Annotated in this window: 25 protein-coding genes, 1 tRNA gene, 1 other RNA gene and 2 pseudogenes; 5 read left to right on the top strand and 24 right to left on the bottom strand. The window is 64.8% G+C overall.

Annotated elements, in window-relative coordinates; all coding sequences use genetic code 11:
* Positions 1-659: pseudogene (locus tag AS26_RS10210) on the bottom strand (DUF6114 domain-containing protein); the annotation flags it as partial.
* A gap of 211 nt (positions 660-870) precedes the next feature.
* Between AS26_RS10210 and AS26_RS10205 the strand changes: the two are divergent.
* Both AS26_RS10205 and AS26_RS10200 read left to right on the top strand, forming a co-directional pair.
* Positions 871-1,662, top strand: a complete 792-nt coding sequence (locus AS26_RS10205; RefSeq protein WP_062309161.1) for a lipase family alpha/beta hydrolase — start codon at positions 871-873, stop codon at positions 1,660-1,662.
* A 111-nt stretch (positions 1,663-1,773) separates the two neighbouring features.
* Positions 1,774-2,727: a R2-like ligand-binding oxidase gene (locus AS26_RS10200; protein WP_062309154.1), complete on the top strand. Its 954-nt coding sequence runs from the start codon at positions 1,774-1,776 to the stop codon at positions 2,725-2,727.
* Positions 2,728-2,955: 228 nt separating this feature from the next.
* On the opposite strand, the gene rsmA is transcribed toward AS26_RS10200, so the two are convergent.
* The 4 genes from rsmA to metG are packed head-to-tail and all read right to left on the bottom strand — an operon-like array spanning position 2,956 to position 7,107.
* A complete protein-coding gene (gene rsmA, locus AS26_RS10195; RefSeq protein WP_062309152.1) occupies positions 2,956-3,810 on the bottom strand; it encodes a 16S rRNA (adenine(1518)-N(6)/adenine(1519)-N(6))-dimethyltransferase RsmA in 855 nt (284 codons plus the stop codon).
* Positions 3,807-4,382, bottom strand: coding sequence for a ribonuclease M5 (rnmV, locus tag AS26_RS10190; RefSeq protein WP_062309149.1), 576 nt, complete (start codon positions 4,380-4,382; stop codon positions 3,807-3,809). Before rnmV ends, rsmA begins: the two co-directional genes overlap by 4 nt.
* Positions 4,379-5,158, bottom strand: a complete 780-nt coding sequence (locus tag AS26_RS10185; protein WP_062309147.1) for a TatD family hydrolase — start codon at positions 5,156-5,158, stop codon at positions 4,379-4,381. The genes rnmV and AS26_RS10185 overlap by 4 nt, the downstream gene beginning before the upstream one ends.
* Complete coding sequence (gene metG, locus AS26_RS10180) at positions 5,155-7,107, bottom strand: methionine--tRNA ligase (protein ID WP_083516062.1); 1,953 nt, start codon at positions 7,105-7,107, stop codon at positions 5,155-5,157. The genes AS26_RS10185 and metG overlap by 4 nt, the downstream gene beginning before the upstream one ends.
* A 655-nt stretch (positions 7,108-7,762) precedes the next feature.
* On the opposite strand from metG, the gene AS26_RS10175 reads away from it, so the two are divergent.
* Positions 7,763-8,005 carry an AbrB/MazE/SpoVT family DNA-binding domain-containing protein gene (locus tag AS26_RS10175; RefSeq protein WP_012809578.1) on the top strand — a complete coding sequence of 81 codons (243 nt, stop codon included), beginning with the start codon at positions 7,763-7,765 and terminating at the stop codon, positions 8,003-8,005.
* Positions 8,006-8,096: 91 nt separating this feature from the next.
* On the opposite strand, the gene rsmI is transcribed toward AS26_RS10175, so the two are convergent.
* From rsmI to AS26_RS10135, 9 genes and pseudogenes are all read right to left on the bottom strand, one after another.
* Entirely contained in the window at positions 8,097-8,969 is an 873-nt protein-coding gene (gene rsmI / locus AS26_RS10170; RefSeq protein WP_062309142.1) for a 16S rRNA (cytidine(1402)-2'-O)-methyltransferase, read from the bottom strand.
* A gap of 80 nt (positions 8,970-9,049) precedes the next feature.
* Positions 9,050-9,355, bottom strand: coding sequence for an initiation-control protein YabA (locus AS26_RS10165; protein ID WP_008338013.1), 306 nt, complete (start codon positions 9,353-9,355; stop codon positions 9,050-9,052).
* A gap of 42 nt (positions 9,356-9,397) precedes the next feature.
* Positions 9,398-10,033: pseudogene (locus AS26_RS10160) on the bottom strand (PSP1 domain-containing protein); the annotation flags it as partial.
* Complete coding sequence (locus AS26_RS10155) at positions 10,027-10,959, bottom strand: DNA polymerase III subunit (protein ID WP_245629719.1); 933 nt, start codon at positions 10,957-10,959, stop codon at positions 10,027-10,029. The gene AS26_RS10155 and the pseudogene AS26_RS10160, both read right to left, overlap by 7 nt.
* Positions 10,960-10,987: 28 nt before the next feature.
* Positions 10,988-11,317: a cyclic di-AMP receptor DarA gene (darA, locus tag AS26_RS10150; protein ID WP_008337998.1), complete on the bottom strand. Its 330-nt coding sequence runs from the start codon at positions 11,315-11,317 to the stop codon at positions 10,988-10,990.
* A gap of 16 nt (positions 11,318-11,333) precedes the next feature.
* Complete coding sequence (gene tmk, locus AS26_RS10145) at positions 11,334-11,975, bottom strand: dTMP kinase (protein ID WP_062309136.1); 642 nt, start codon at positions 11,973-11,975, stop codon at positions 11,334-11,336.
* Positions 11,968-13,368, bottom strand: a complete 1,401-nt coding sequence (locus AS26_RS10140) for an aminotransferase class I/II-fold pyridoxal phosphate-dependent enzyme (RefSeq protein ID WP_062309134.1) — start codon at positions 13,366-13,368, stop codon at positions 11,968-11,970. The genes tmk and AS26_RS10140 overlap by 8 nt, the downstream gene beginning before the upstream one ends.
* The gene (locus tag AS26_RS14865) at positions 13,365-13,499 is read right to left on the bottom strand and encodes a hypothetical protein (protein ID WP_281176958.1); all 135 of its coding nucleotides are present in this window, start codon (positions 13,497-13,499) and stop codon (positions 13,365-13,367) included. Before AS26_RS14865 ends, AS26_RS10140 begins: the two co-directional genes overlap by 4 nt.
* A gap of 171 nt (positions 13,500-13,670) precedes the next feature.
* Complete coding sequence (locus AS26_RS10135; RefSeq protein WP_062309131.1) at positions 13,671-13,892, bottom strand: sigma factor G inhibitor Gin; 222 nt, start codon at positions 13,890-13,892, stop codon at positions 13,671-13,673.
* A 212-nt stretch (positions 13,893-14,104) separates the two neighbouring features.
* Here AS26_RS10135 and AS26_RS10130 point away from each other — a divergent pair, with 212 nt between their 5' ends.
* Positions 14,105-15,799 carry a putative polysaccharide biosynthesis protein gene (locus AS26_RS10130; RefSeq protein ID WP_062309129.1) on the top strand — a complete coding sequence of 565 codons (1,695 nt, stop codon included), beginning with the start codon at positions 14,105-14,107 and terminating at the stop codon, positions 15,797-15,799.
* Here the strand turns inward: AS26_RS10130 and AS26_RS10125 are convergent.
* From AS26_RS10125 to dnaX, 5 genes are all read right to left on the bottom strand, one after another.
* Entirely contained in the window at positions 15,782-16,051 is a 270-nt protein-coding gene (locus AS26_RS10125; RefSeq protein WP_062309127.1) for a pro-sigmaK processing inhibitor BofA family protein, read from the bottom strand. The genes AS26_RS10130 and AS26_RS10125 overlap by 18 nt on opposite strands.
* Before the next feature lie 18 nt (positions 16,052-16,069).
* Positions 16,070-16,450, bottom strand: coding sequence for a YaaL family protein (locus tag AS26_RS10120; protein WP_062309125.1), 381 nt, complete (start codon positions 16,448-16,450; stop codon positions 16,070-16,072).
* A gap of 89 nt (positions 16,451-16,539) precedes the next feature.
* A complete protein-coding gene (recR, locus tag AS26_RS10115) occupies positions 16,540-17,139 on the bottom strand; it encodes a recombination mediator RecR (protein WP_062309123.1) in 600 nt (199 codons plus the stop codon).
* A 2-nt stretch (positions 17,140-17,141) separates the two neighbouring features.
* On the bottom strand, positions 17,142-17,453 hold the full coding sequence (locus tag AS26_RS10110; protein ID WP_062309120.1) for a YbaB/EbfC family nucleoid-associated protein: 312 nt from the start codon (positions 17,451-17,453) through the stop codon (positions 17,142-17,144).
* Positions 17,450-19,216 (bottom strand): DNA polymerase III subunit gamma/tau, encoded by a 1,767-nt coding sequence (gene dnaX, locus AS26_RS10105; RefSeq protein ID WP_062309117.1) that lies wholly within the window; start codon positions 19,214-19,216, stop codon positions 17,450-17,452. The genes AS26_RS10110 and dnaX overlap by 4 nt, the downstream gene beginning before the upstream one ends.
* Positions 19,217-19,556: 340 nt before the next feature.
* Here dnaX and AS26_RS14525 point away from each other — a divergent pair, with 340 nt between their 5' ends.
* Positions 19,557-19,766: a hypothetical protein gene (locus AS26_RS14525; RefSeq protein ID WP_174519938.1), complete on the top strand. Its 210-nt coding sequence runs from the start codon at positions 19,557-19,559 to the stop codon at positions 19,764-19,766.
* 15 nt (positions 19,767-19,781) lie between these two features.
* Here the strand turns inward: AS26_RS14525 and AS26_RS10100 are convergent, their stop codons facing one another.
* The 5 genes from AS26_RS10100 to AS26_RS10080 form a co-directional block, all read right to left on the bottom strand.
* Complete coding sequence (locus AS26_RS10100) at positions 19,782-20,885, bottom strand: two-component system sensor histidine kinase NtrB (RefSeq protein ID WP_062309115.1); 1,104 nt, start codon at positions 20,883-20,885, stop codon at positions 19,782-19,784.
* Positions 20,886-21,026: 141 nt separating this feature from the next.
* Positions 21,027-21,242: signal recognition particle sRNA large type (ffs, locus tag AS26_RS10095), an RNA gene on the bottom strand.
* Positions 21,242-21,331 (bottom strand) — tRNA-Ser (locus tag AS26_RS10090). Before AS26_RS10090 ends, ffs begins: the two co-directional genes overlap by 1 nt.
* 9 nt (positions 21,332-21,340) lie before the next feature.
* Positions 21,341-21,826, bottom strand: a complete 486-nt coding sequence (gene tadA / locus AS26_RS10085) for a tRNA adenosine(34) deaminase TadA (protein ID WP_174519937.1) — start codon at positions 21,824-21,826, stop codon at positions 21,341-21,343.
* The gene (locus AS26_RS10080) at positions 21,823-22,149 is read right to left on the bottom strand and encodes a late competence development ComFB family protein (protein WP_062309113.1); all 327 of its coding nucleotides are present in this window, start codon (positions 22,147-22,149) and stop codon (positions 21,823-21,825) included. Before AS26_RS10080 ends, tadA begins: the two co-directional genes overlap by 4 nt.
* Between the last annotated feature and the right edge of the window lie 144 nt (positions 22,150-22,293).

Below are 22,293 nucleotides of genomic sequence, written 5' to 3'. Positions count from 1 at the left end.
CCCCGGTCTTGCGCGCGAACTATCGCCCTCCGCCGCTCTGCGCCTTCGTCCGGCAAGCGAAGCGGATCTCCCCGTACGATTTGGCTCGGCGTCAGTGCGCCCGGAGGCACCCCGTCTTCGGAAGCGCTTTCTGAAGTCGAAGGCGATGAAAGCGTCTCCCCTGCCCCCTCGGCAGTATCGCCGCCTTCGCCCTCCGATTCCACCGCGGCCGATTCGGCCGGCACCAACAGCGCGAGGTCCACGGCCTCGTGCCGGCGGCGGCGCGCTCTGCGATCCCCTGCGGCCACCTCCGGATGCGGACCATCTTGCTCCGCGGGTTCCGCCACGTGCGGCCGCGGTTCCGGGGCCGACGCGTTTGCTTCAGCCTCCTCGCGCCCCGCCTCTCGCGATACCTCGCTCGCCGGGTCGGTGGTTGCGGCGCGCGGCGTGTCATTCTCCCCTCGCGCGCCCTCCGCGCCCTCCGCGCCTTCCGCAGCCTTCTTCGCGCCGAGTTGCAGGAAGACGTTTTCACGCCACTCGGAGAGAATGGTCGGATCCGGCGTCGGCCAACGGGTCGGCGTGATGGCGTACTGGAAGACGTGCGGCCGTCCATTCGCTGCTCTCGCCTCGGAGTCGGGCTGCGGATCACGCGCACCTTCCTGCGTGTTCGCGGTCGTCACTGTGATCAACCCCCCGATGGATTTCATCCCGAAAACCGGGGGCCCCTCGTTCGACGTCGCTTCGCCGTGTGCGAGTCGCCGGGTTTAAGCTTATCGTAAGCCGTCACCGCGTTTTGCCCTATCCCACCGGCGTGGGTAATTGACTCCGAAAAACGAGGGGTTGCCCCGGTTCGACACATCCTGACAATGGTGTAGAGAGGAGGGATTCACAGTGACACTATCGCTCCAATCTTCTGAATCTGTCAAGACAAAGACGGCCAAGGCGCACCCGCTTGTGCTCATCCACGGCCTGCGCAACGCTCACCGATGGAAGGACGATTTTTTGCGGCGCGCCGTTTCGATATGGGGATCTCAGCGCGTCTACGTGGTCCACCTCAACGAGAGCGAACGCCTCTGGAGCGCGGACTATCCCGAAGGGCGAGTGCACTTCGCAGGGGATGTGCATCGGGGCGCCGGATGCGACACGGTCGAGCGCCAGTGCGCATACCTGGAGACCAAGCTCGGGCTGCTCGAAGAACTGCGCGGGCTCACGAAGCCTTTCGACGTGATCGCCCACAGCATGGGGGGACTTGTGCTGCGGCGCTACGTCAACCGTCACCCGGACGACGTCGCCGCGGCCGTGACCCTGGGGACGCCGCATCAAGGCGCGCCCATGGCGCGGGATTTTCTGTGGTTTGGTTACCTGGTCGGTGCGGGGCGAGCGTTCGGCAGCCTGACGCCGCGGCGCGTCCGGGCACTCGTCGAACAACACCCGTGGCCGGCGCACATCCCCCTGTACACCGTGCGCGCCATTCAGCGCGGCGTGAGCTGGGGCGTCGGAGGAGAGCTGTTCATCGGGACGGTGTACCACGCCATCCTCCGGCGAGCGTCGGACGGTTTGGTACCGGCCGATCTCGCCATGTGCCGCGAGGGGCAGCATCTCGCCGATCTGCCGGGCTACAACCACCTCCGCCTGGTGTCGGATCCATCGGTTCTGGACCTGTGCGCGTCGGTGCTCCCATGACCCCGATGTTCAGGGGATAGGAGGCGAGATTCCCCGGAAGCTGGGGGATGGCGAGCCGACTGCGCCACCAGTAAGGTGAGACGTAGAATTTGAGCACTGGAGGCGACACCCATGGCACTCACGGAAACGCCGCGCGTCTTTCAGACAACCAGTGAAAAGCGCTTGAACCATAGCATCTTGCCGATGCGGCTATATCACAAGGCGAAAAAGCTCGGGACCTGGGATCCCCGGGACATCGATTTTTCGAAGGATCGCGAGGATTGGCAGGGCATGAACGAAGCGGAGCGCCGCGTCATCCTGCGCCTGTGCTCGCTCTTTGTGGCCGGTGAGGAAGCGGTTACACTCGACCTTCTCCCGCTCATCATGGCCGTGGCGCGGGAAGGGCGCTTGGAGGAGGAGATGTACCTCACGACGTTCCTCTTCGAAGAGGCGAAACACACGGAGGTCTTCCGCCGCTTCCTCGACGAAGTGGCAGGAGAAACGTCCGACTTGTCGGTCTTCCACAAGGACCACTACCGCAAGATCTTTTACGAGTACCTGCCCCAAGCCATGGGACGCCTTGTACACGATCCGTCCCCGGAGGCGCAGGCGGAAGCGTCCGTGACCTACAACATGGTGGTGGAGGGCGTGCTCGCCGAAACGGGCTACTACGCTTTTTACGCGGCGCTGCAGAAGGAAAACAAGCTGCCCGGGCTCATCCAGGCCATTCGCCTCTTGCAGCGGGACGAATCGCGCCACATCGGCTATGGCACGTACCTCTTGTCCCGGCTCATCAGCGAGAACGAGCACATCTGGGATGTGGTCAACCGGCGGATCAACCTGCTGTTGCCGCACGCCATCGGCGTTGTGCAGGATTTGAATGCGGAACTTGACACCGAGGAAGCCCAGAAACTCGCAGAGGAACTCGGCATCACCGATGTGCCCTTCGGGCTGAACCCCGACGAGTTTGTGGCCTACGCGCAGAAGCAGTTCGCGACGCGCCTTGGCGTCTTGCAGCGCGCTCGCGGCAAATCTGTGGACGAAATCTATTACTACACCGAGGAGACGGTCGGCGTCGTGCAATGATCTCCAGGCCGCGCCGGCGACGCCCAGCGCGGCCTTCCCCCTACCACGGCCGTGGGACACACGGCCTATGCTCCATCCCCATGTCGGAGCTGAACGGACATCGTTCAGCTCCCCCTTTTCCTCGCGCTCTCTGCCCGCCGGCGCTCCGCGCGCTGGGTGGCGCACCGCGGGAGCCCGCGTCCGAGCCGACTCCAGCCCCCGGCCGCGGCAGGCCGCATCGACCCTTCCCTACTTGGCGAACTCGTCCGCGAGCCGCACGAAATCCGCGAGCGACAGCCGCTCCGCACGCGTCCCGGGGTCTATCCCTGCGGCCATCACCTTCTGGCGCACCGCCTCCTTCGGCTCGCCGAGACCCGCGGCCAAGGCGTTCTCCAGCGTCTTGCGCCGGGTCCCGAACGCCGCCCGGACGACGCGAAAGAAGACCGCCTCATCCGCCGCGCGCACCGCAGGGCGCATCTCGCAGTCGATCTCGACCACGGCCGATTCCACCCCGGGCTGCGGCAAAAACGCGCTCGGCGGCACGTTTGCGACGCGCCGCACCCGCCCGCGATACTGCACCCCCACCGACAGGACGCCGTAGTCCTTCCCGCCCGGCTCGGCCACCATCCGATCCGCCACTTCGCGCTGCACCATGACCACGGCGCGCGACACCGGCAGCTCGGACTCGAGCACCTGAAAGAGAATGGGCGTCGTCACGTAGTACGGCAGGTTTGCCGCGAAGACCAGCCGTTCTCCTTGCGCCATCCGCGGCGCCATGAGCGCCCGCAGGTCCACCTTCAGACAATCGTCGTACACGATCTCGACGTTCCCATGCTTCGAAAGCACCTCGTCGAGCACCGGGCGCAGGCTCGCGTCCTTCTCAATCGCCACCACGCGCTTCGCCCGCTCGGCGAGCGCCGACGTCAACGCGCCGAGCCCCGGCCCAACCTCGAGCACCACCGTGCGAGCATCCGGCGCCACCGCGCGAACGATGACCTCCAGCACGCGCCCGTCGACGAGAAAGTTCTGCCCATATCCCTTTTTGGCGATCACGCCATGCCGGCGCAAAAGCGCCTTCACCTCGCGCGCGGACACCGGGGTCATCCGTCCAACCTCCTGACGGCCTCCTCGAACGCTTCGCGCGTGACGCGGTACGCGTTCAGCTTGTGCAAAAACGCCTTCGCGTTGCCATAGCCGATGCCGAGCCGCTCGCCGAGCTTCTCGCGCCGCCTGGCCGCGTCGGGGTGGTGGGCGAGCCGATGGCGGGCGAGATCGTCCAAGGTGAACGGAGGCGGCTCATCGCGCGCCGTCTCGCTTATGGCGGGCTCACCGCTTTGCGCCGCCAGGAGCGCCCGGCGCACGTCCTCGGCGCTCGCGTGCTCGATCCCGACGCCGCGACTGGACACCGCGCGCCCCTTGCGGAGGTACGCATGCCGAAGGCCAGGCACAAGCTGGTCCAGCCGACGCCGGATGCGCTCCCCCGCGCCGTCCGGGTCCGTCAGCACAATGGCGCCCCGCACCGCGACGGCGCGCCGCAGCAGGTCCAGCGTGCGGCGGCTGACGCGATCGCCGCCCAAGACGAGCACCTCGGCGTCGACCGCCTCGTCCACTCGCTGCTTGTCGTGCAGCCCCTCCACCACCACCACTTCGCGCAGCTTCGGGCGCGAACCGGTCATGCTTCCACCTTCCTGAACAGGCGATACGCGTTTTGCCACGTGATCTCGGCCAACGCATGAGGCGGCACGCCGCGGTTTTCGGCGACCGCTTCGGCGACGAGCGCCACGCGCGCGGGCTCGTTGCGCTTACCGCGAAACGGGTGCGGCGACAGATACGGGCTGTCCGTCTCGATGAGCAGCCTGTCCTCTGGCACAGCGGCCGCCACGGCGCGGAGATCGTCCGACTTCTTGTAGGTGACGGGGCCGGCGAAGGAGATGTACATGCCGAGCGCCACGGCCCGGCGCATGACGTCCTCGCGCTCGTTGAAGCAGTGCATCACGCCGCCCGCCGCATCTCCCGGGCGCGTGCGAGCCAAGAGCGCGAGCACGTCCTCGGTCGACTCGCGGTTGTGCACGATAATGGGAAGCCCCACGCGCTTGGCCAGCTCGATCTGCTTCTCCATCACTTCCTGCTGCACCGGGCGCGGCGCCGAGTCCCAGTAATAATCGAGGCCTATCTCGCCGATGGCCACCACCTTGGGATGTGCGGCCATGCGCTCGATCTCGTCGTACGCACCTTCCGGCACGTCTCCCGCCGACTCGGGATGGATGCCGACGGCGGCGTACACGCCGTCGTGGGACTCCGCGATGCGGATGACCTCACGCGAAGTGGCGAGATCCACCGCCGGCACCACGATGCGCTCGACGCCCGCCTCGCGGGCGCGGGCGAGCACCTCGTCGAGATCGTCCGCGAAGCGCGCGTCCATCAGGTGGCAGTGCGTGTCAAACAGCCTCACTTCACAATCGCTCCGTTCGGCATGCTGTCAGGCACGGTGACGATGGAGAGCGCATCGCCCTCCGACGCGCAGAGAATCATGCCCATCGACTCCTGGCCGCGCAGCTTCACGGGCTTCAGGTTGGCCACGACGACCACCTTTTTGCCCACGAGCTCCTCGGGCTGATAGTACTTCGCAATGCCGGACACAATCTGACGTCGCTCCGCGCCGAGATCGACCTGGAGCACGAGCAGCTTGTCCGCGTTCGGGTGCTTTTCGCACGCGAGCACCTGCCCGACGCGCAGCTCCACCTTGTCGAACACGTCGATGCCGATCTCGTCCTTGTGCACCACGGCCTTTGGCTCGGCGCTTGTCTCCGGCGCGTTCGCCGCTTCTGCGGAACCTGTCATTTCAGCCAAGATCTCAATCTCCTTTTCCACATCGAGTCTCGGGAACAAGGGCTCGCGCTCGGCCACCTGCTGGCCGCTCGGCCCGCGTCCCATTTCCGCGCTGTCCCACGCGAACGCCTCGTCGGACCACCCAAACTGCTCGCGGATGGCCTTCGGCGCGTCCGTCATGAACGGTTGCACGAGGATGGCGGACACGCGAATGGCCTCGACCATATGGTACAACACCGTCGAAAGCCGCTCCCGGTCGCCGTCCTTGTTCAGCTTCCACGGCTGGCAGTCGTCGATGTACTTGTTGGCCGCGCGCACGAGATTCCAGAGCTCCGCGAGCGCCACGGAGAACTGGAGCTGGTCCATGTTCTCCTCGACCTTCGCCTTGACCTCCGCCGCGAGATCGCGCAAGGCGCCATCCACGTCCGCGAGCGATCCCGGCGCGGGCACCACGCCGCCGTTAAACCGGTTGAGCATGGCGGCGGTGCGGTGGACGAGGTTGCCGAAGTCGTTGGCGAGATCGTAATTCAGCCGCTCCACCATGCCCTCGGGCGTGAACGTCCCGTCCTGCCCGAACGGGATCTCGCGCAACAAGAAGTAACGGAATGCGTCGCGGCCGTAGCGATCCACGAGGGTGAGCGGATCGATGACGTTGCCCTTCGACTTCGACATTTTGCCGCCCTTGACGAGGAAAAATCCGTGGCCAAACACCTTCTTCGGCAAGGGCAGGCCGAGCGCCATCAGGATGATGGGCCAGTAGACCGCGTGGAACCGGACGATGTCCTTGCCGACGACGTGCACGTCCGCAGGCCAGTAGCGCTCGAACTTGGCGCGCTCGGCCGGATCGTCCGAGAGGTAACCGATGGCCGAGATGTAGTTGACGAGCGCGTCGAGCCACACGTACACCACGTGCTTGGGATTCGACGGCACGTGAACGCCCCAATCGAAGGAGGTGCGGGAGACGCAGAGATCCTGGAGCCCTGGCTCGATGAAGTTCTTGATCATCTCCGTCTTGCGCGAGACCGGCTCGATGAAACCCGGGTTCTCCTCGTAGTACTGCAGCAGGCGATCCACGTATTTGCTCATGCGGAAGAAATACGACTCTTCCCGGACGAACTGCACCTCGCGCCCGCACTGGGGACACTTGCCGTCCACGAGCTCCCGCTCGGCCCAGTACGACTCGCAGGGCGTGCAGTACCAGCCCTGGTACTCGGAGAGGTAGATGTCCCCCTGTTGGAGCAGGCGCTCGAAGATCTGCTCGACCACGTGCTCGTGGCGCGGCTCGGTGGTGCGGATGAAATCGTCGTACGAGATGTCGAGCTTCTTCCACAGATCCTGAATCCACGCGATGATGGGATCCAAAAACGCCTTCGGCGCGAGCCCCGCCTGCTCTGCGCGCTGCTGGATCTTCAAGCCGTGCTCGTCGGTGCCGGTGAGGAAGAACACGTCGTATCCCCGAAGCCGCTTGTAGCGCGCGATGGCGTCGGCGGCCACCGTGGTGTACGCGTGGCCAATGTGGAGTTTGTCGTTCGGATAGTAGATGGGCGTCGTGACGTAGAAGGTAGGTTTCACACACATCCCGCCTTTCCCTCGCGTGTTGGCACGCGCGGGCGGTGTTGCCCCGCGCGGTTCATAAAAAAACCCCGTCCCCCATTGGGACGAGGATTGCTCGTGGTACCACCCAACTTCGCGCGCAAGCGCGCGCCTCGTTGCGGCCGAGCTCGACGTGGCCCAGCCTGTTCGATAACGGGAACTCCCGCGCTCGCCTCACCGGATAACTCCGCGGCTCGACGAGCGGCGCTCCAGAATCATACTCCCCAGGCGCTCTGTTGCCGGCTCCCACCCTCCCGGCTCGCTGCAAACCGCGTCCCTGGGTACCCTTCCTTCACTGCGCCCGATGGACTTGTCACGGAACGAACATGATGTCTGATCTTACGCGATGGCCCCGCAAAACGCAAATATGGAACAGCGCGCACAAAAAAATTTTTTGTTCGCCAAAAACCGCATCATCTCGCGGATTTTTAGCAATCGGACTCGTGGAACAGCCAGGATCAGAACTGTAAGGTCTTGCAAAACTCCGCACATCCATTATAGTAAGAGTATAGAAGTATTTGCATGGCGTGATAGCGACGAAGAGGCGCGTTTGACGCAGGCTGTCTCGCTGGTTGGCCGTGCGGATATTTCTATGAGACATACAGAAAAATTTTAAAGAAACGGGGATGGTACAGTGAAGTCTACAGGTATTGTCCGCAAGGTGGACGAACTCGGCAGGGTCGTGATTCCCATCGAGTTGCGCCGCACGCTTGGCATCGGCGAGAAGGATGCGCTCGAGATCTACGTCGATGGAGATCGCATCATTCTCAAGAAGTATGAGCCAGCTTGCATCTTCTGCGGTCAGGCGGACGAGATTATCCACTTCAAGGGCAAGAACATCTGCCCGTCCTGCATCGCCGAGATGCAGCACGCGTAAATCGTCGACAAGGTGAGGCCGCAGCGGCAGAGGGACTCCTTCGCGCTGCGGCTTGTTTCGTTTCTTTCGACGCTCACTCACTGTTCGAGGCTCACCCGCGGAGCGTGCGGTTGTACAGCTCCCGCCGCTTGACGCCGTGCGCGTCGCTCGCCTGCTTGACGGCCTCCTTATGCGAGAGCCCCTCCTCCATCAGCCGCTCTACCTCGCGCACCGCTTCCGCAAAGCGCGCCTCCTCGCGCTCGTGCGCATCGCCCTCCGCCTGTGCCCCGCGGTTGTCGATCACGACGACGTACTCGCCGCGCGCCCCCTCCTCCGCCAACCGGCGCTCGAGCTCCGCGAGCGTCCCGCGCCAGAACGCCTCGTGCAACTTCGTGATCTCCTTCGCGAGGACCGCCTTTCGATCCCCGAGCTCCTCGGCGAGCCAGTGCAGCAGGTTCGCCACGCGGTGCGGCGCCTCGTACATCACGAGGGTGGCCGGGAGGTGGCGATACGGCGCCAGAAAGCGCGCGAAGTCCGAGCGCGATCGCGGCGGAAAACCGAGATACACAAACGGCGTGGCGGGCAGCCCGCTCGCGACAAGTGCAGCCAACAACGCGCTCGGGCCAGGCACCGGCACGATGGGCACGCCCGCCTCCAGGGCGGCGGCGACCGCCGCATCGCCCGGATCCGAGATGATGGGTGTGCCGGCGTCCGTGACGAGCGCCACCCGCCTTCCTTCGCGCAGTTGCCCGACGAGCCACTCGACCCGCGCCGCCTCGTTGTGTTCGTGAAAACTCACGAGGCGCTCGCCGCTCGGAATCTCGTACCGCGCCAGAAGCTTGCGCGTCTGCCGCGTGTCTTCGCACAGGATGAGATCCACCTCGCGGAGCACGTCCAAGAGCCGCAGCGAGACGTCGCGCAGATTGCCGATGGGCGTACTGCAGACGTAGAGACATCCGCCCGCCGATTTCACCTGTTCCTCCAACGCCTTTTCTCCTCCATGCTCCGTGGTGCGAAAAAGCCCGCTCGATCGCGCCCTGAGGCGCGCCGAACGGGCCCTTGCTGTCAAGCGCGTTCGATGAACGCCAAACAAAACAGACATTCCCCGTCTGTGCGCAGGCTCCCATATTTCACGTTGCAGATGTGGAATCCTTCTCGATAAATGCGGCGCAGGTTTTCCTGCGCCGAGCCCGACTCCGCAAGGCCCTTTCCCATCGTCAGCGCCTGGTAATGTTCGTTTTCTCGCCGCAGGCGCTGATTCTCCTCGATGAGCTCCTGAATCTGATGTTTGAGCGATCCGAGCTCTTCGTACAGCTCGCCGATGCGCGCTTCCAAATTCGCAACCTGCACAAACAGCGATTGTTTGTCCATGGCTGGACACCAACCTCTTTACGCCATCGCGTCCTGGTCGTGGTATGCGTCGTTCTCAAACTTCAAGCAACACATCAGGCGGCCGCACAGGCCCGAGATTTTGGACGGATTGAGCGACAGGCTCTGGTCCTTCGCCATCCGGATCGAGACGGGATCGAACTCGCCCATCCAAGTGGAACAACAAAGCAGGCGCCCACACGGGCCAATTCCGCCGAGGATCTTCGCCTCGTCCCGCACGCCAATCTGCCGGAGCTCAATGCGCACGCGGAACACGCTGGCCAAATCTTTCACCAGTTCGCGAAAATCCACGCGCCCATCGGCCGTGAAGTAGAAGATGAGCTTGTTCCGATCGAACGTGTACTCCGCGTCCACCAGCTTCATCTCCAGGCCGTGCTTCGCCACCTTCTCGCGAAACACCCCCATCGCCTGCTTGGCGCGCCGGCGATTCTCCTCCACCACCGCCCGGTCGGCATCCGTGGCGATCCGCATGACCTCTTTCAAGGGCAGGACGACGTCGTCCTCCGCCACCTGTTTCGGCCCTACCACCACGCGCCCGCACTCAATGCCGCGCGTGGTCTCGACAATCACGTCCGCGCCTTTCTCTATCTGAAGATGGCCGGGATCGAAATAATAAATCTTCCCGGCCGGTTTGAAGCGCACGCCGACTATCGTCACCATGAGGTTGTAACCTCCCGCAAACGGACGCACATCTGCTCGAGATTGAGCAGCAGGGCGACGTGCGACTGAAGGCGCAGTCTCGCTTCCATCACCGCCTGAACACACGCCGCGTACTGCTCCACCTCGAGAATGGGAGCAATGCGCCTCGCGGCCTCTTGCCAATTTGCAAAGCGCTCCGCCTGGCCGCCCGCGCGAACCCGCATGAGCTCGCGGAGCCACTCGGCGAGGAGCAAAAGGCCGCCTTCCGCGGGGACATCCTTTGCAATCGACTGCCAAGACGCGGCCATTTCCCAGGGCGTCGCGCCACCGCGAAGCCACGTCTCCGTCCATTCTATCACCCGTTCCATGAACCCGGCAAACGAAGGATCTTCCGCGCTTGCGGCGCGCGCCACGACCGAAATGGACGACGGATCCGTCGACAGAAAAGGAGGCGAGGCGGACAGGAGGCAGGTGAACGAGCGGGATCGAAGGGTGGAGAGCACGCTCTGACGGCTTTTGGCGGTGAGAATCGCGTACGTCCCCGGCGCGGGCTCTTCGAGGGTCTTGAGCAATCGGTTGGCCGCGACGGGCGTCATCTCGTCGGCGCCGTGGAGCGCGTACACCTTGCGCGGCCCGTGACCTTTCGTGGCGAGCCACGCCTGCAGCGCCTCCACGTCCCCCGCCTTCAGCCCTTCCTCTCCCGACGCCCAAAAATCGGGGTGCGATCCGGCCGAAAACTGCGCGCAACTCCGGCAGCTCCCGCACGGCGCATCCGACCGCGGGGCTTCGCACAGCAGCGCTTGGGCGAGCCACCTGGCCGCGCGCTCGGCCTGGCTCGGCTCGCCCACCAAGAGCACCGCGTGCCAGAGCTCGCCCGCACGAAGCCGCCGCACGAGGGCCTCTGGCAGCCCCATGGCCCCCTCGAAGCGGCCATTCGCTGTTGTCACTCCCAAAGGGTCGACCGCCTTTCCGAGATCAAAACTGCTCGAACCGCTCGATGTCGAGCACAAACACCGTCGCGCCGCCCACCTGGACGTTGACCGGATACGGAATGTACGACTCCATGCTCGCCCCCATCGGCGACATCGGGGCCACCACCTGCTCGCGCGCCTTGCAGGACCGCTGAATGATCTGCATCACGCGGTCCACGAGGTGATCCTCCACGCCGATGAGGAACGTCGTGTTGCCCGCGTGCAAGAAGCCCCCGGTGGACGCGAGCTTCGTCGCGCGGATGTCTTCCTTGACGAGATTCTGGGCCAGCTTGTTGCTGTCTTTATCTTGAACCACGGCGATGACCAGCTTCACGCGGGCTCACCCACCTCTACAAGTGTTGTTGGATGAGATTCCATACCAACGCTCGGATCTCCTGCTCGATGTCCTCGGGCGATCTCGCCGCGTCGATCCGCTTGCGCACCTGCGGAGCCGCGCGCCACAGCCGCTCGAACGCGTCTGCCACGCGCGCGAAAAACGCTTCGTCCCGCCGTTCGATGCGGTCGAGATCGCGCCCGCCCGCACGGGCCCGAAGGCGCGATTGCGCGCTGGGCCAGTCGAGATCGAACCAGAGCGTCAAATCTGGGCGCAGGCCGCCGAGGGCGTACTCGTTCAGCGCCTCGACCCAGGCCTCCCCGAGGCCGAGCCCCGCGCCCTGGTAAGCGATGGACGCGTCCACGAACCGGTCGCACAGGACGATCTCGCCGCGCTCCAGGGCGGGCCTGATGAGTTCCTCCACGTGCTGCGCCCGCGAAGCGGCGTACAGGAGCGCTTCCGTCCGCGGCGACATCTCCTCGTGGCGCGGATCGAGCAGAATGGCTCGGACAGCGTCGCCGATGCGCGTTCCGCCCGGCTCCCGAGTCACCACCACAGGAAACCCCTGGGCCTCGAGCCAGGCGGCGAGCCGAAGGAGTTGGGTCGTCTTGCCCGCGCCATCAATGCCTTCAAAGGTGATGAAGAGCCCTTTACGCATCGCACACCTCAATCGTTCCGTCAGCACCCACGCCCACGACGTCGTGGCCGTCCTGCCACAGCCGCGCCAGCACCTCGGCCTGCCATTCCGACACGACCTGGCCAGGCCACACGGCGGGCACCCCCGGTGGGTAGGGCGCAAGGGGTTGCCGAGCCACACATCCCGCGGCCTCGCGCAGAGGAACGCGCCTGCCCGGCAAGCGCTGGGTATCCCGCGGCCGTAGGGCCGGTTGAGCAGGGGTCTCGTACAACAGGGCGCCCTCCCACGGGCGCGCGGCGTCCATCTCGCCCGCTTCGGCGCGCCAGGCCTCGTACACCGAGAAAAACCTGGAGAAGTCCCGCGCTGTCTGGCCGAAACCGAAGAGCGCGAGGGCGCCTGAGGCGTCCCAGTACTCGAGAAACAGACCCTCATCTTCGAGCCGTTTGGCCAAGTGACCGCTTCGCGCCTTCGATCCCGTCGGAACCCAGAGCCGCATCGGATCCGTATGGGCTTCGAAGGCGCGATATGCCGCCAAGTCATCGAGCGTGCGGCGGACGAGGTCTCGGCCGGATCGCAAAAAAGCCTGCGCGGCGTCGAGCGCCGCGAGGAGCAGATACGATGGGCTAGTGGTGTGGAGAAACAGGAGCGCCTCGTGCAGGGCCCCCGCCAGATCTGGGCGCGACACGTGGACCCACGCCGCTTGGGTCAGGCACGGCAGCGTCTTGTGCGGGCTTTGGACGACGACGTCCGCGCCCTGCGCCACGCTGTGAAGCGGCAGGCGCGGATCGAGCCCGAAATGCGCCCCGTGCGCCTCGTCCACCACAAGAAGGGCGCCGTGGCGGTGGGCCACGTCTGCGAGGCCCGCCACGTCGGCCACCAAGCCGGGGTAGGTAGGGCTGGTCACAAACACGACTCGGACATCGCCCCACTGGCGAAGCGACTGCTCGAGCAGCGCGGGCGAGGGCGGATCGAATGCCTGCCGCGCCGCGTTCCAGCGAGTCGGCACAAAGACGGGCGACGCGTCAGCGTACACGAGCCCCCGCCACACGCTCAAGTGGCACGGGCCCAGGATGAGCACGCGGCATCCGGGCGCTGAGCAGGCGGCCTTGAGCGCGGCCATGACGCACGCCGTGGCGCCGTTCACGGAGTAGTAGGTTCGATATGCGCCGTAGTGGCGCGCGCAGAGTTCCTCAGATGCCGCGATGCAGTCGCTCGCGGCGTGGAAGTTGTCGAGTCCCGGGAGCTCGGTGAGGTCGAGCTTGATGGCTTGTCCCAGCCACGCCGAGAGAGGCTGAGGGAGATACCTCCCGTGATGCCCGGGGACGTGAAAGGACGCGCGCTCGCGCCTCGCATGGTGCATCAGGCGGTCCAGGATGGGTGTCTCGGCAGCGCCTGGTTCCATGCCCCGCGTCACTCGCCAGAACCTCCGCCCCGGCGAAACCCGTCAGCCCTCCTGCGCACCTCATGCCGGACGAGCCAACCAAGCGCCAGCGCGCTCGCGATGGTGTACAACACGCCGAAAAGCGGCCAGATGACCTTGTTCAAGCCGTTTCACCGCTCCTTTTCGCGCCTCCGAAAGATGTTCTCATTGTACCATGGCTCGCCGAGGGACCGGGAAGGCCCGGCATCCTCATTCGGCTCCTTGCTATCAAGGACGCGAAAGGCGCACCGCAGCTGCGATGCGCCCGCGACTCCACGGAAGGCGAAAACTCGCGTTCACAGTGACAACACCGATAGCCAAATCAGCTTCATCTGCTCCACATAGCGGCGATAGGCCTCGTCCTCCACGTCGGTCTGGACAATCTCGCGCTCGCACGCGTGGCAAATCAGCTGTCCAAACACTCGCATGCCGTCTTGCCCAACGCGGCCGCAGATGATGCAGCCGTTCGAGGGAGAGGCCGCACTCCACAGTTCTTCGAGTTCCGCCATCTCTCGCATCGCACCATCACCTTCTCAGAGAGGCCGTTTTGTCTCCCGGCATATGTCCATTGTTGCACGAAATCCCGGTTTGCATACGCCAAGCCCTGAGGGGTCCGGTTGGCTCACTCCCACCGTATGTCCACGCGTCGCGTGCGGTTCCGAGCGCGGTACGAATTCGGGCTTGGAGCAAGCCTCCGTGCTATAATCTCTTCGAAATGGGGGGTGGAGAGGTGAATTCACCCGGATCGGGTACGGCCAAGCTGGCGCGCGGAACCTCTCTGTATGTGATCTGCGTGGCTTTGGCGAAGGTGTTGGGGCTCGTCTGGGTCATTCCGGTGACCGCCATCATCGGACCGACCGGCAACGGCATCTACGGAAACGCCTACGCCGTTTACAATATTCTTCAGCAACTTGCAACCGCGGGTTTCCCGCTTGCCATGGGAAAGCTCATCGCCGAGCGCAGAGCGCGTGGTGAACGCGCCGTGGTGGAACACATTTACCGCGTGACGATGCGCTCCCTCATGATCTTCAGCGTGTGCGCCTTCGCCATCATGTGGTTCGGGGCGCCGCTCTTTGCGCATATGGTGTCGCTCAAGGACAGCGCAGCGTCCGTGGAGCAGAACGTGCCGAGTCTGCGCGCGGTGTCGCTCATGCTGCTCGTCATCCCGGCGATGAGCGGGCTGCGCGGGTATCTCCAGGGGTTTCAGCGCCTCGAAGGTCCCGCATACTCGCAGACGTTCGAACAGTTGTTCCGCGTCATCGCGATGGTGGCCGGCGCTTATCTCGTCGTGGACGTGTGGCACCGGGACCGGGCGGTGTATGGCGCGGCTGCGGCCACGTTCGGTGGGTTTGTCGGAGGTCTTGCAGGTCTCATTCTGCTCGTGGCTTTTGCCATCCCGATTCGCAGGCGCGAGCGCCCGCTGGGTTACGACGAAAGCCCCTTCCGCAGCAGACACATCCTGCGCATGGTGTATCGCATTGCGCTTCCGGTCAGCCTGGGCGGCTTGGTCGTGCCCATCGCCAACCTGGTCGATTCGTGGACGGTGACCAATCTGCTCCAGGCGAGCGGCGAGAGTTACGCCCAAGCGGTCGCCAACTACGGCATCCTGACGCGCCAGGCGATGTACCTGGTCATGTTGCCCATGTCGTTCGCGTACGCCATTGGTGTATCGGTCCTGCCCAGCGTGTCGGCGGCCAAGGCGAAGCAGAGCCAGGCGGATCTGCAGATGAACATCACGTTCACCCTGCGGACGATGTTCCTCATGAGCTTTCCGACGTCGGCCGCGCTCTTCGTCCTGAGCCGCCCCATCAACCTGGCCCTGTTCGGGACCACGGCCGGATCGAACATCATCTCGACGGTTTCGTTCATGAGCATCTTCGCCAGCATGGAGCTCATCTCCACGTACGTGCTCCAGGGCCTCGGCAAGATGTACCGCCCTGTGAGGAACATGTTCCTCGGCCTTGGCATCAAGACGGTCCTCAATTTTGTGCTGATTTTGAGCCTGCACAGCGCGCTGGGCGCCGCCCTCGCCACGACATTCGGGTATATCGTCTCGTCGCTCCTCAACGTGGCGGCCGTCCGCAAGTACGGTCAGGTGCGCTTCTCTCTGCGCCGGCTGATGCGGCCCTTCTTCCGATCGGCCCTGGTCGCCGCCATCGTGATGTTTGGCGCGGACTACGGACTCGGGCGGTTGCTCTACGCGGGGCACGGCGTGGAGGGGCGGTTGGCGGCTGTCATTGAGCTGGTGGTGGCAGGTGGCGTGGGCGCGATGGTCTACCTGCTGCTCGTGGCGCGATCCGGCGTGATGACGGAGGAAGAGTTTCGCAGCGTGCCGGGCGTGGGCAAGTATCTCGGTAAGATGGCGCGGAGATTGCGCAAGCCGCCCCGGCGCCCCGGCACAGAGCGGCTACGCAAGTACCCATAAATGAAGCACGAGGAGCGCGGCGACTCCAGGCAGCCCTAAAAAGCCAGCCGCGAGAACCGTGATGGGATTGAGCGGCAGGTGGAAGCCGAGATAGTTGCCGACGGCGTCCGCGGCCACCATGAGCAGGCAGCCGAGTACAATGCTCCGAATCATCCACAAAAGGGCCCGACTCGGCTTTTGGAAGAATTGACTCACCACAAGGGCGCCGAGCACCACGGCGCCGCACCACAGCCATACCGATGACACGTGCATGGACGACCCTCCCTCGCGTCACTGGACGCGCCATTCGTCGGAGGTCCAGTCGAACTCAGGGCCATCGAAGGAGATCCCGTACTCGCGCGCGAGGCGAAAGAGATAATTGAGCTGGCGCTCCGCCGCGCTCATGCGAAACACGACGTGATCGATGAGCAACGGATCCGAGACGCTTTCGAACTGTCGCCTGGCGATCTCGAGCTCGCGCCAGCTCTTGAGGATCTCACGGAGAAACCGCTGCCGATCCATGGGATCCGGCTTATCGAACGCATGCGGCTCGGGGTGCGTGCGGCGCTCGGTCTCCGGCGGCATGGAAGCGCCGGATGGCCTTCGCGCCCACGGCAGAACCGTGTGCACGGCAGAGGCTCGTGGGGACGACTTGGGGTCCGATGGCGTCACGCTCCGGTCCCTCCCTTGTCCAAGTTAATACATCATAGGCGCAAGGGAGGCGGAATATGACTGGTGGGTGGTGTCGATCACACGCCGCGCTACAGCGCCCGCCTGCCTTCGAGGGCCTTGGCGAGCGTGACCTCGTCCGCGTATTCGAGATCGCCGCCCACGGGCAGGCCGTGCGCGATGCGCGTCAGCTTGATCTGAAAGGGCTTCAGCAGGCGCGAGATGTACATCGCCGTCGCCTCGCCCTCGACGTTCGGATTGGTGGCAAGGATGACTTCGTCAATCTCGTTCTCGCCCACGCGGGTCACAAGTTCCCGAATTCGAATGTCCTGCGGGCCCACGCCCTCCATGGGCGAGATGGCGCCGTGCAGCACGTGGTACAAGCCGTGGTACTCGCGCGTGCGCTCCATGGCGATCACGTCCCGCGGCTCCTGCACGACGCAAATGATGCGCCGGTCGCGGCGCGGGTCGCGGCAGATCGCGCACGGCGACGCCTCCGTGATGTTGCAACAGACGGCGCATTCGGTGAGCCCGGTTTTCAGATCGATCAGCGCCTTGGCGAACGCTTTGACGTCTGCCTCACTCATTTCCAGAACGTGAAAGGCCAAGCGCGCAGCCGTCTTGGGCCCCACGCCGGGAAGCTTCATGAAATGCTCAATGGCCCGCGCGACCGGCTCCGGATACCCGTACATCGTCAGAACATCCCCGGCAGATTCAGCCCGCGCGTGTACTTGCCCATGACTTGTTCGGCGAGATCGTTTGCCTTCTGAGCCGCGTCCTGGATGGCCACCAGGATGAGGTCCTGAAGCATCTCCACGTCGTCCGGCGACACGACGCTCTTGTCGATCTCGACCGCCACCACGTCCTTATGCCCGTTCATGCGCACCTTGACGGCGCCGCCGCCCGCCGTGCCCTCGACCTCTTGCTCCGCGAGCGACGCCTGGGCCTTCAGAATCTCTTCCTGCATCTTTTTCGCCTGGCGCATCAACTGGTTCATGTTTTTCATCCGTCGTCTCCCTCGTCTTCCACGGTCACTTTGTCCGCTCCAAACAGGTCGATGGCCAACTGGACCACATCCACATCCGCCGGCGCCGCGTCGCTTGCCTCCTGCGATCCGGCTTCCTCAGCGATGGCCGGAGCCACCGAGGCCGCAAACTCCTCCCAGTCGGCCTGCAGAATGGCGAAGAGTTGCACAGGTTGTCCGAGCGCCTCCGCGAGCGCAGCTTCGATGGCCGCGCGGTCCGCCGGTTTCATGACGGCCTCGCGGTGAATGCGGCTCTTGAACGAAAGCACGACGGCGTGCGGCGTGACGAGCGCCACCTCTCCGTGCAACAGCCAAGCGTGCGTCTGCACGCGCTTCGCCTTCACAGACGCGAGCACGTCCGGCCACGTCCCCTGCAGCCGCGCCTCGAGGGCCTCGTCGCGATCGCGATACAACCGCGCGAGCGTCTCGCGCTTGCGATGCGCGGCCGCGCGGGAAGACGCGGGGCGTGCCGCCTCTCGCGCCTCCCGAGCGCGCTTTGCGACCTCGGGCGCCGCAGACACCGGGCCCGACGCCTGAGCCAGCGGGTCAGCGGCGGCTTGAGCCGGCTGCTCGCTTGAGGGGGCGCGCCGTCTGGCGGCGGCAGCCGTGCGCGCAGGCTGGATGGAGGCCGAAGAATCTCCTTCTGCCTCTCGGGACCGCCTCTCGGCCGCGAGGCTCATCAGCACGGCTTCAAGCGCCAGCCGAGGTTCTTCCACGTATCGCAGCTGCGTGTACAACTCGCCCAGCCTGCGCATGGCGGCAAGCAACCACTCCGCCGTGACGTCGTCGCGAGACGCCACCGGCAGATACGGATCCACAGGCTTTCCGGCGAGCGCGTCCGGGCTTTGCGACAGCTTGACGATAAACAAATCGCGCACCACTTGCAACAAGTCGTGCACGATGCGGCTCGCGTCCTTGCCGGAGGCGTACCAGCGCCCGAGCCTCTCCATGGCCGAGAGAAACGAGCGCTCGGCGAGATCGCGCACGAGCGCCACGAGCGAGCCGATGTCGACGCTGCCCACCACGTCGGCCACCGTCGCGTCGTCGATCCGTCCGTCTCCAAACGCCGCCGCCTGTTCGAACAGCGCGAGCGCGTCGCGCAGCCCCCCGTCGGCCGCTTCAGCCAACCGCCACAGCGCGGAGTCGGCCGCTTCAATTCCCTGGCTCTGCGCCACGAGGCGCAGGCGCTCCACGATGGCCTCCGGCGCAATGCGGCGAAAGTCGAATCGCTGGCACCTCGAGATGATGGTCGCAGGCAGGCGGTGCGGCTCGGTGGTGGCGAGCACAAACAGGACGTGGGGCGGAGGTTCCTCCAGCGTCTTCAGCAGCGCGTTGAACGCTTCCGGCGTGAGCATGTGGACCTCGTCCACGATGTAGACCTTCTTCTTCGCCATCGTGGGGAGGTAATGGACGTGATCGCGCAGATCCCGAATTTCATCTACGCCGCGGTTGGACGCAGCGTCAATCTCCTGCACGTCCACATTGGAGCCGCGCTGAATGCTCGTGCAGGCCTCGCAGGCGTTGCAAGGCTCGAAGCCGTGCTTTGGCTGAAGGCAATTAACCGCCTTGGCCAACAGCTTCGCCGTGCTCGTCTTTCCCGTACCGCGCGGCCCGCAAAACAGGTACGCATGCGCCAGTTGCCCGCTTCGGAGCGCGTTGGTCAGCGTCTGGCGCACGTGCGGCTGTCCGACCAAGTCTTCGAACGTCTGCGGGCGATACGCGCGATAGAGTGCCTGGTACGCCATGCTCGGCCTCCTTCCACCGATACTCTACCATAGGAGGGGACCTGTTTCACGGCGACGCAGGCGCAAAGCGCCCGGCCGAAACGGCGGCAGTGCGTTCAGAGAGGAGAGGGCCGAGCGGGATCGAATCTTTTCCCTTGACGAAAACGAACAAACCCGCAGAACGCTCGTAGGGAGGCGGTTGGATGGCGCCGATCCTCGTCCTCCCCGCGCCCATCGCGGGGGCGGGGGCTCTCTTCGCCAACTTGGTCCCGCCGACGGCGATGCCGCTCGGATTGTGGCGCGGGTCGTCTGCAGTGCGCACTCGTCGCCGCCCCGCTCGCCGCACGCTGGAGCTGCCGCCGTGATGGCCCTGGACGTGCCCCTGCGGGGTGTCCTCGAGGCGCTGTGGATGTCCTGCGTCTACACCTACCTCGATCTTGCCCTTCTTCGCCGCCCGCACCCGTCGTGGCCTGGGCTTTTGCTCGGCGGCGCGTGGTTCGGGGGGCTTTACCCGGCTTGTTCAGGTGTTGGCCTAGCACGTGCCTTGAGATCGCGCTTGGCCGGACGGTGAGCAACTTCTAAACCGTCAGGACGACTGGCGCTGGCGAATCACGCGGATGGACGCCGATCTCGTCTTCGGCAACGACACCGTGAACGTCGTGCCAAAGCCTTTCGAACTCACGCGAATGTACCCGCCGTGATCAGCCACAATGCGCTGGCAGATGGCGAGACCAAGTCCTGTGCCTTTCTCCTTCGTGGTGTAGAACACGTCGAAGATGCGGTCAAAGAGGTAGTACGGAATGCCTGGGCCGGTATCGGAGAACTCAATCTCCACGCGCCCTTCGTCCGCGCGAGCGCGGATGGTGAGCCGGCCGCCTTTGTCCATGGCCTCGATGGCGTTTCTGGCGAGATGGGCGAACAGCTGTTCCATCATGCCGGGGTCCGCTTGGAGTTCGAGATTCGCCGGAACCTCGTACACGGCCTCGACGCCCCGCTGCTCGGCCTCCGCGTCCAGCCACGGGCGCAGATGGCCGAGGACCTCCGATACCGACACCGTGGTCCACGTCATTTCCTGCGGCTTCGACAGCAGAAGAAGCTCCGTCACGAGCGCGTTCACCCGCTCAATTTCCTGCATCATCACGCGAATGTACGTCAGCTCGTCGTGCATGTTCACGCGCTCGAGGCGCTGCTCAAGCAACTGGAGGAATCCCTTGATGGTCGTCAACGGATTGCGAACCTCGTGCGCCACACCGGCCGCCAGACGCCCGATGGTGGCGATGCGCTCAATCCTCTCCGTATGCTGGTTGAGCAGCGCGAAGTTCCCCATGTCCCTGAGCACGACGTACACGCCCGCTTCGTCCGTCTCCGCGTGACGCGCGACAAACGAGTCCATGAGGACGTGGCGCACGGTGCCGCCCGCCTCCCACTTGACGACTGCGTCCCGGTATTCACAGTCCTCGGCCACGATGCGGCATAGCAATTGGTATTCCTCTGAATCTATCGGCAAAACCTCGTCGAGAGACGCGATGCGTCGTTCATCCGCCCAACCGAACAGATCCTTGGCCAGCCGATTCTCCAGGCGAAGGCGCAGGTCTTTGGACAGAAAGACCACGCCCGCGTGGATGAGGTTCACTTGCCCGGAGTGTGATTCACCAACCGCGCTCGACTTGCGTGCGCCGCGCACAATCATCACCCACTCTACGTCGCAGTCGTTGTCTAGGGTGTATTCGTAGCTTCAAGAGCAAATCCTGCTCCGTCGACGAAAGATCCCTGGATCCGACGACGTTCGACACGCTCCGCGCGGCAGCTCGCAAGCCAAGACCCCGGCACAACAGACGGCTACACAGCGAAACGCGGCCTTGAACCAAACCCCGATCAGGCGCCCCCGCGTCGCCCGAAAGGTCTCCCTTAGTGCTGCTTCCGTCAGGACCTGACACGGTTCGGGAGTTTTCGCCGCGCGGGACCCAATCAGGATTTGGTCCAAAGCCGCGTTGTTGCGCCCCTCTTGGCAGAATCGGTGTCCGGGCGCCGGACACCGATCTTCTGTGGCGGAGAGAGTGGGATTCGAACCCACGAGGCCCTTGCGGACCTACCCGCTTTCGAGGCGGGCTCTTTCGACCACTCAGACATCTCTCCGCGATGGTCCTATCTCGCTTCCCCCTCGCGCCGCTCCGCGCGACGCTTCCGGAAGAAGTCCGTTAATAGTTTAGCACAATCGTCCGCCAGAATGCCAGAGGTAATTTCGGGCGCGTGATTCCAAAGCCCCGCCTCCAACAGCCTGACCTTGGACATCACGGCCCCGCCCTTCGCGTCCGCCGCGCCGTACACGAGGCGCCGCAGTCTCGACAGGACGATGGCTCCGGCACACATCGGACAAGGCTCAAGTGTGACATACAAGACGCAATTTGTCAAGCGCCAGCCGCCCAGCCGACGGCTCGCCTCCTCAATGGCCAACATCTCCGCGTGCGCCGTCCCGGCCCGCCACGTCTCCCTGCGGTTGAACCCCTCGCCCACGATGCGGCCGTCCTCCACCACCACCGCGCCGACGGGCACTTCGCCCCAGCGAGCCGCCTCCTCCGCCAGTTCCAGCGCTCGGCGCATGAACCGTTCGTCCGCTTGGTGATCCATCACGCGCCCGATCCGCCCTCGCCCTTCGCCGAGGGCGCATCCCCGCCCGCGCCCTCAACGCTCTGGTGATGGGGATGGCTCGACACCCAAAGCGCCGCCTGGGCCAACTCGCGGAGAATGTCGGAGCGAAGTTGCGGCCGCAGATACTCCACCTGAACGTAGAGCTGTCCCGTATCCGTCGCGGCGTAGCGCGGAGGCAGATGGTTCAGCGCTATCGCCAGGACGTCATCGAGGCATCGGTCGCAGTGGCACGGCAGGAGCTTCAGAAGCTCCGGATCCTTCAAGATCTGCCTCGCCAGCACCTCGGTCATATTGACGACAGCCATCCCGCATCGCCTCCCCGCAGACGCCTTTCTGGCCCCAGTATACCAGAAGCGAGCGCCCGCCGCCCCGGCGCACCTGGGCACCCATCCCGGCTCTCCTGCATAAGGTATGGCGATTCCGTGGTCTACGCCCATTGGCATCATGCG

Source organism: Alicyclobacillus sendaiensis NBRC 100866, from assembly GCF_001552675.1.
GTDB lineage: Bacteria > Bacillota > Bacilli > Alicyclobacillales > Alicyclobacillaceae > Alicyclobacillus > Alicyclobacillus sendaiensis.
The sequence above is the reverse complement of the archived record's forward strand: the minus strand, read 5'-3'. Positions and strand labels throughout refer to the sequence as shown.

Bases quoted from the DNA above. Each gene is read 5' to 3' on its own strand.
- AS26_RS10200 (WP_062309154.1), top strand. From the start codon at position 1,774: ATGGCACTCACGGAAACGCCGCGCGTCTTTCAGACAACCAGTGAAAAG.
- rsmA (WP_062309152.1), bottom strand. From the start codon at position 3,810: ATGACCCCGGTGTCCGCGCGCGAGGTGAAGGCGCTTTTGCGCCGGCAT.
- rnmV (WP_062309149.1), bottom strand. From the start codon at position 4,382: ATGACCGGTTCGCGCCCGAAGCTGCGCGAAGTGGTGGTGGTGGAGGGG.
- AS26_RS10165 (WP_008338013.1), bottom strand. From the start codon at position 9,355: ATGGACAAACAATCGCTGTTTGTGCAGGTTGCGAATTTGGAAGCGCGC.
- tmk (WP_062309136.1), bottom strand. From the start codon at position 11,975: ATGCGTAAAGGGCTCTTCATCACCTTTGAAGGCATTGATGGCGCGGGC.
- AS26_RS10135 (WP_062309131.1), bottom strand. From the start codon at position 13,892: ATGCGAGAGATGGCGGAACTCGAAGAACTGTGGAGTGCGGCCTCTCCC.
- AS26_RS10125 (WP_062309127.1), bottom strand. From the start codon at position 16,051: ATGCACGTGTCATCGGTATGGCTGTGGTGCGGCGCCGTGGTGCTCGGC.
- recR (WP_062309123.1), bottom strand. From the start codon at position 17,139: ATGTACGGGTATCCGGAGCCGGTCGCGCGGGCCATTGAGCATTTCATG.
- AS26_RS10110 (WP_062309120.1), bottom strand. From the start codon at position 17,453: ATGAAAAACATGAACCAGTTGATGCGCCAGGCGAAAAAGATGCAGGAA.
- dnaX (WP_062309117.1), bottom strand. From the start codon at position 19,216: ATGGCGTACCAGGCACTCTATCGCGCGTATCGCCCGCAGACGTTCGAA.
- AS26_RS10100 (WP_062309115.1), bottom strand. From the start codon at position 20,885: ATGATTGTGCGCGGCGCACGCAAGTCGAGCGCGGTTGGTGAATCACAC.
- AS26_RS10080 (WP_062309113.1), bottom strand. From the start codon at position 22,149: ATGGCTGTCGTCAATATGACCGAGGTGCTGGCGAGGCAGATCTTGAAG.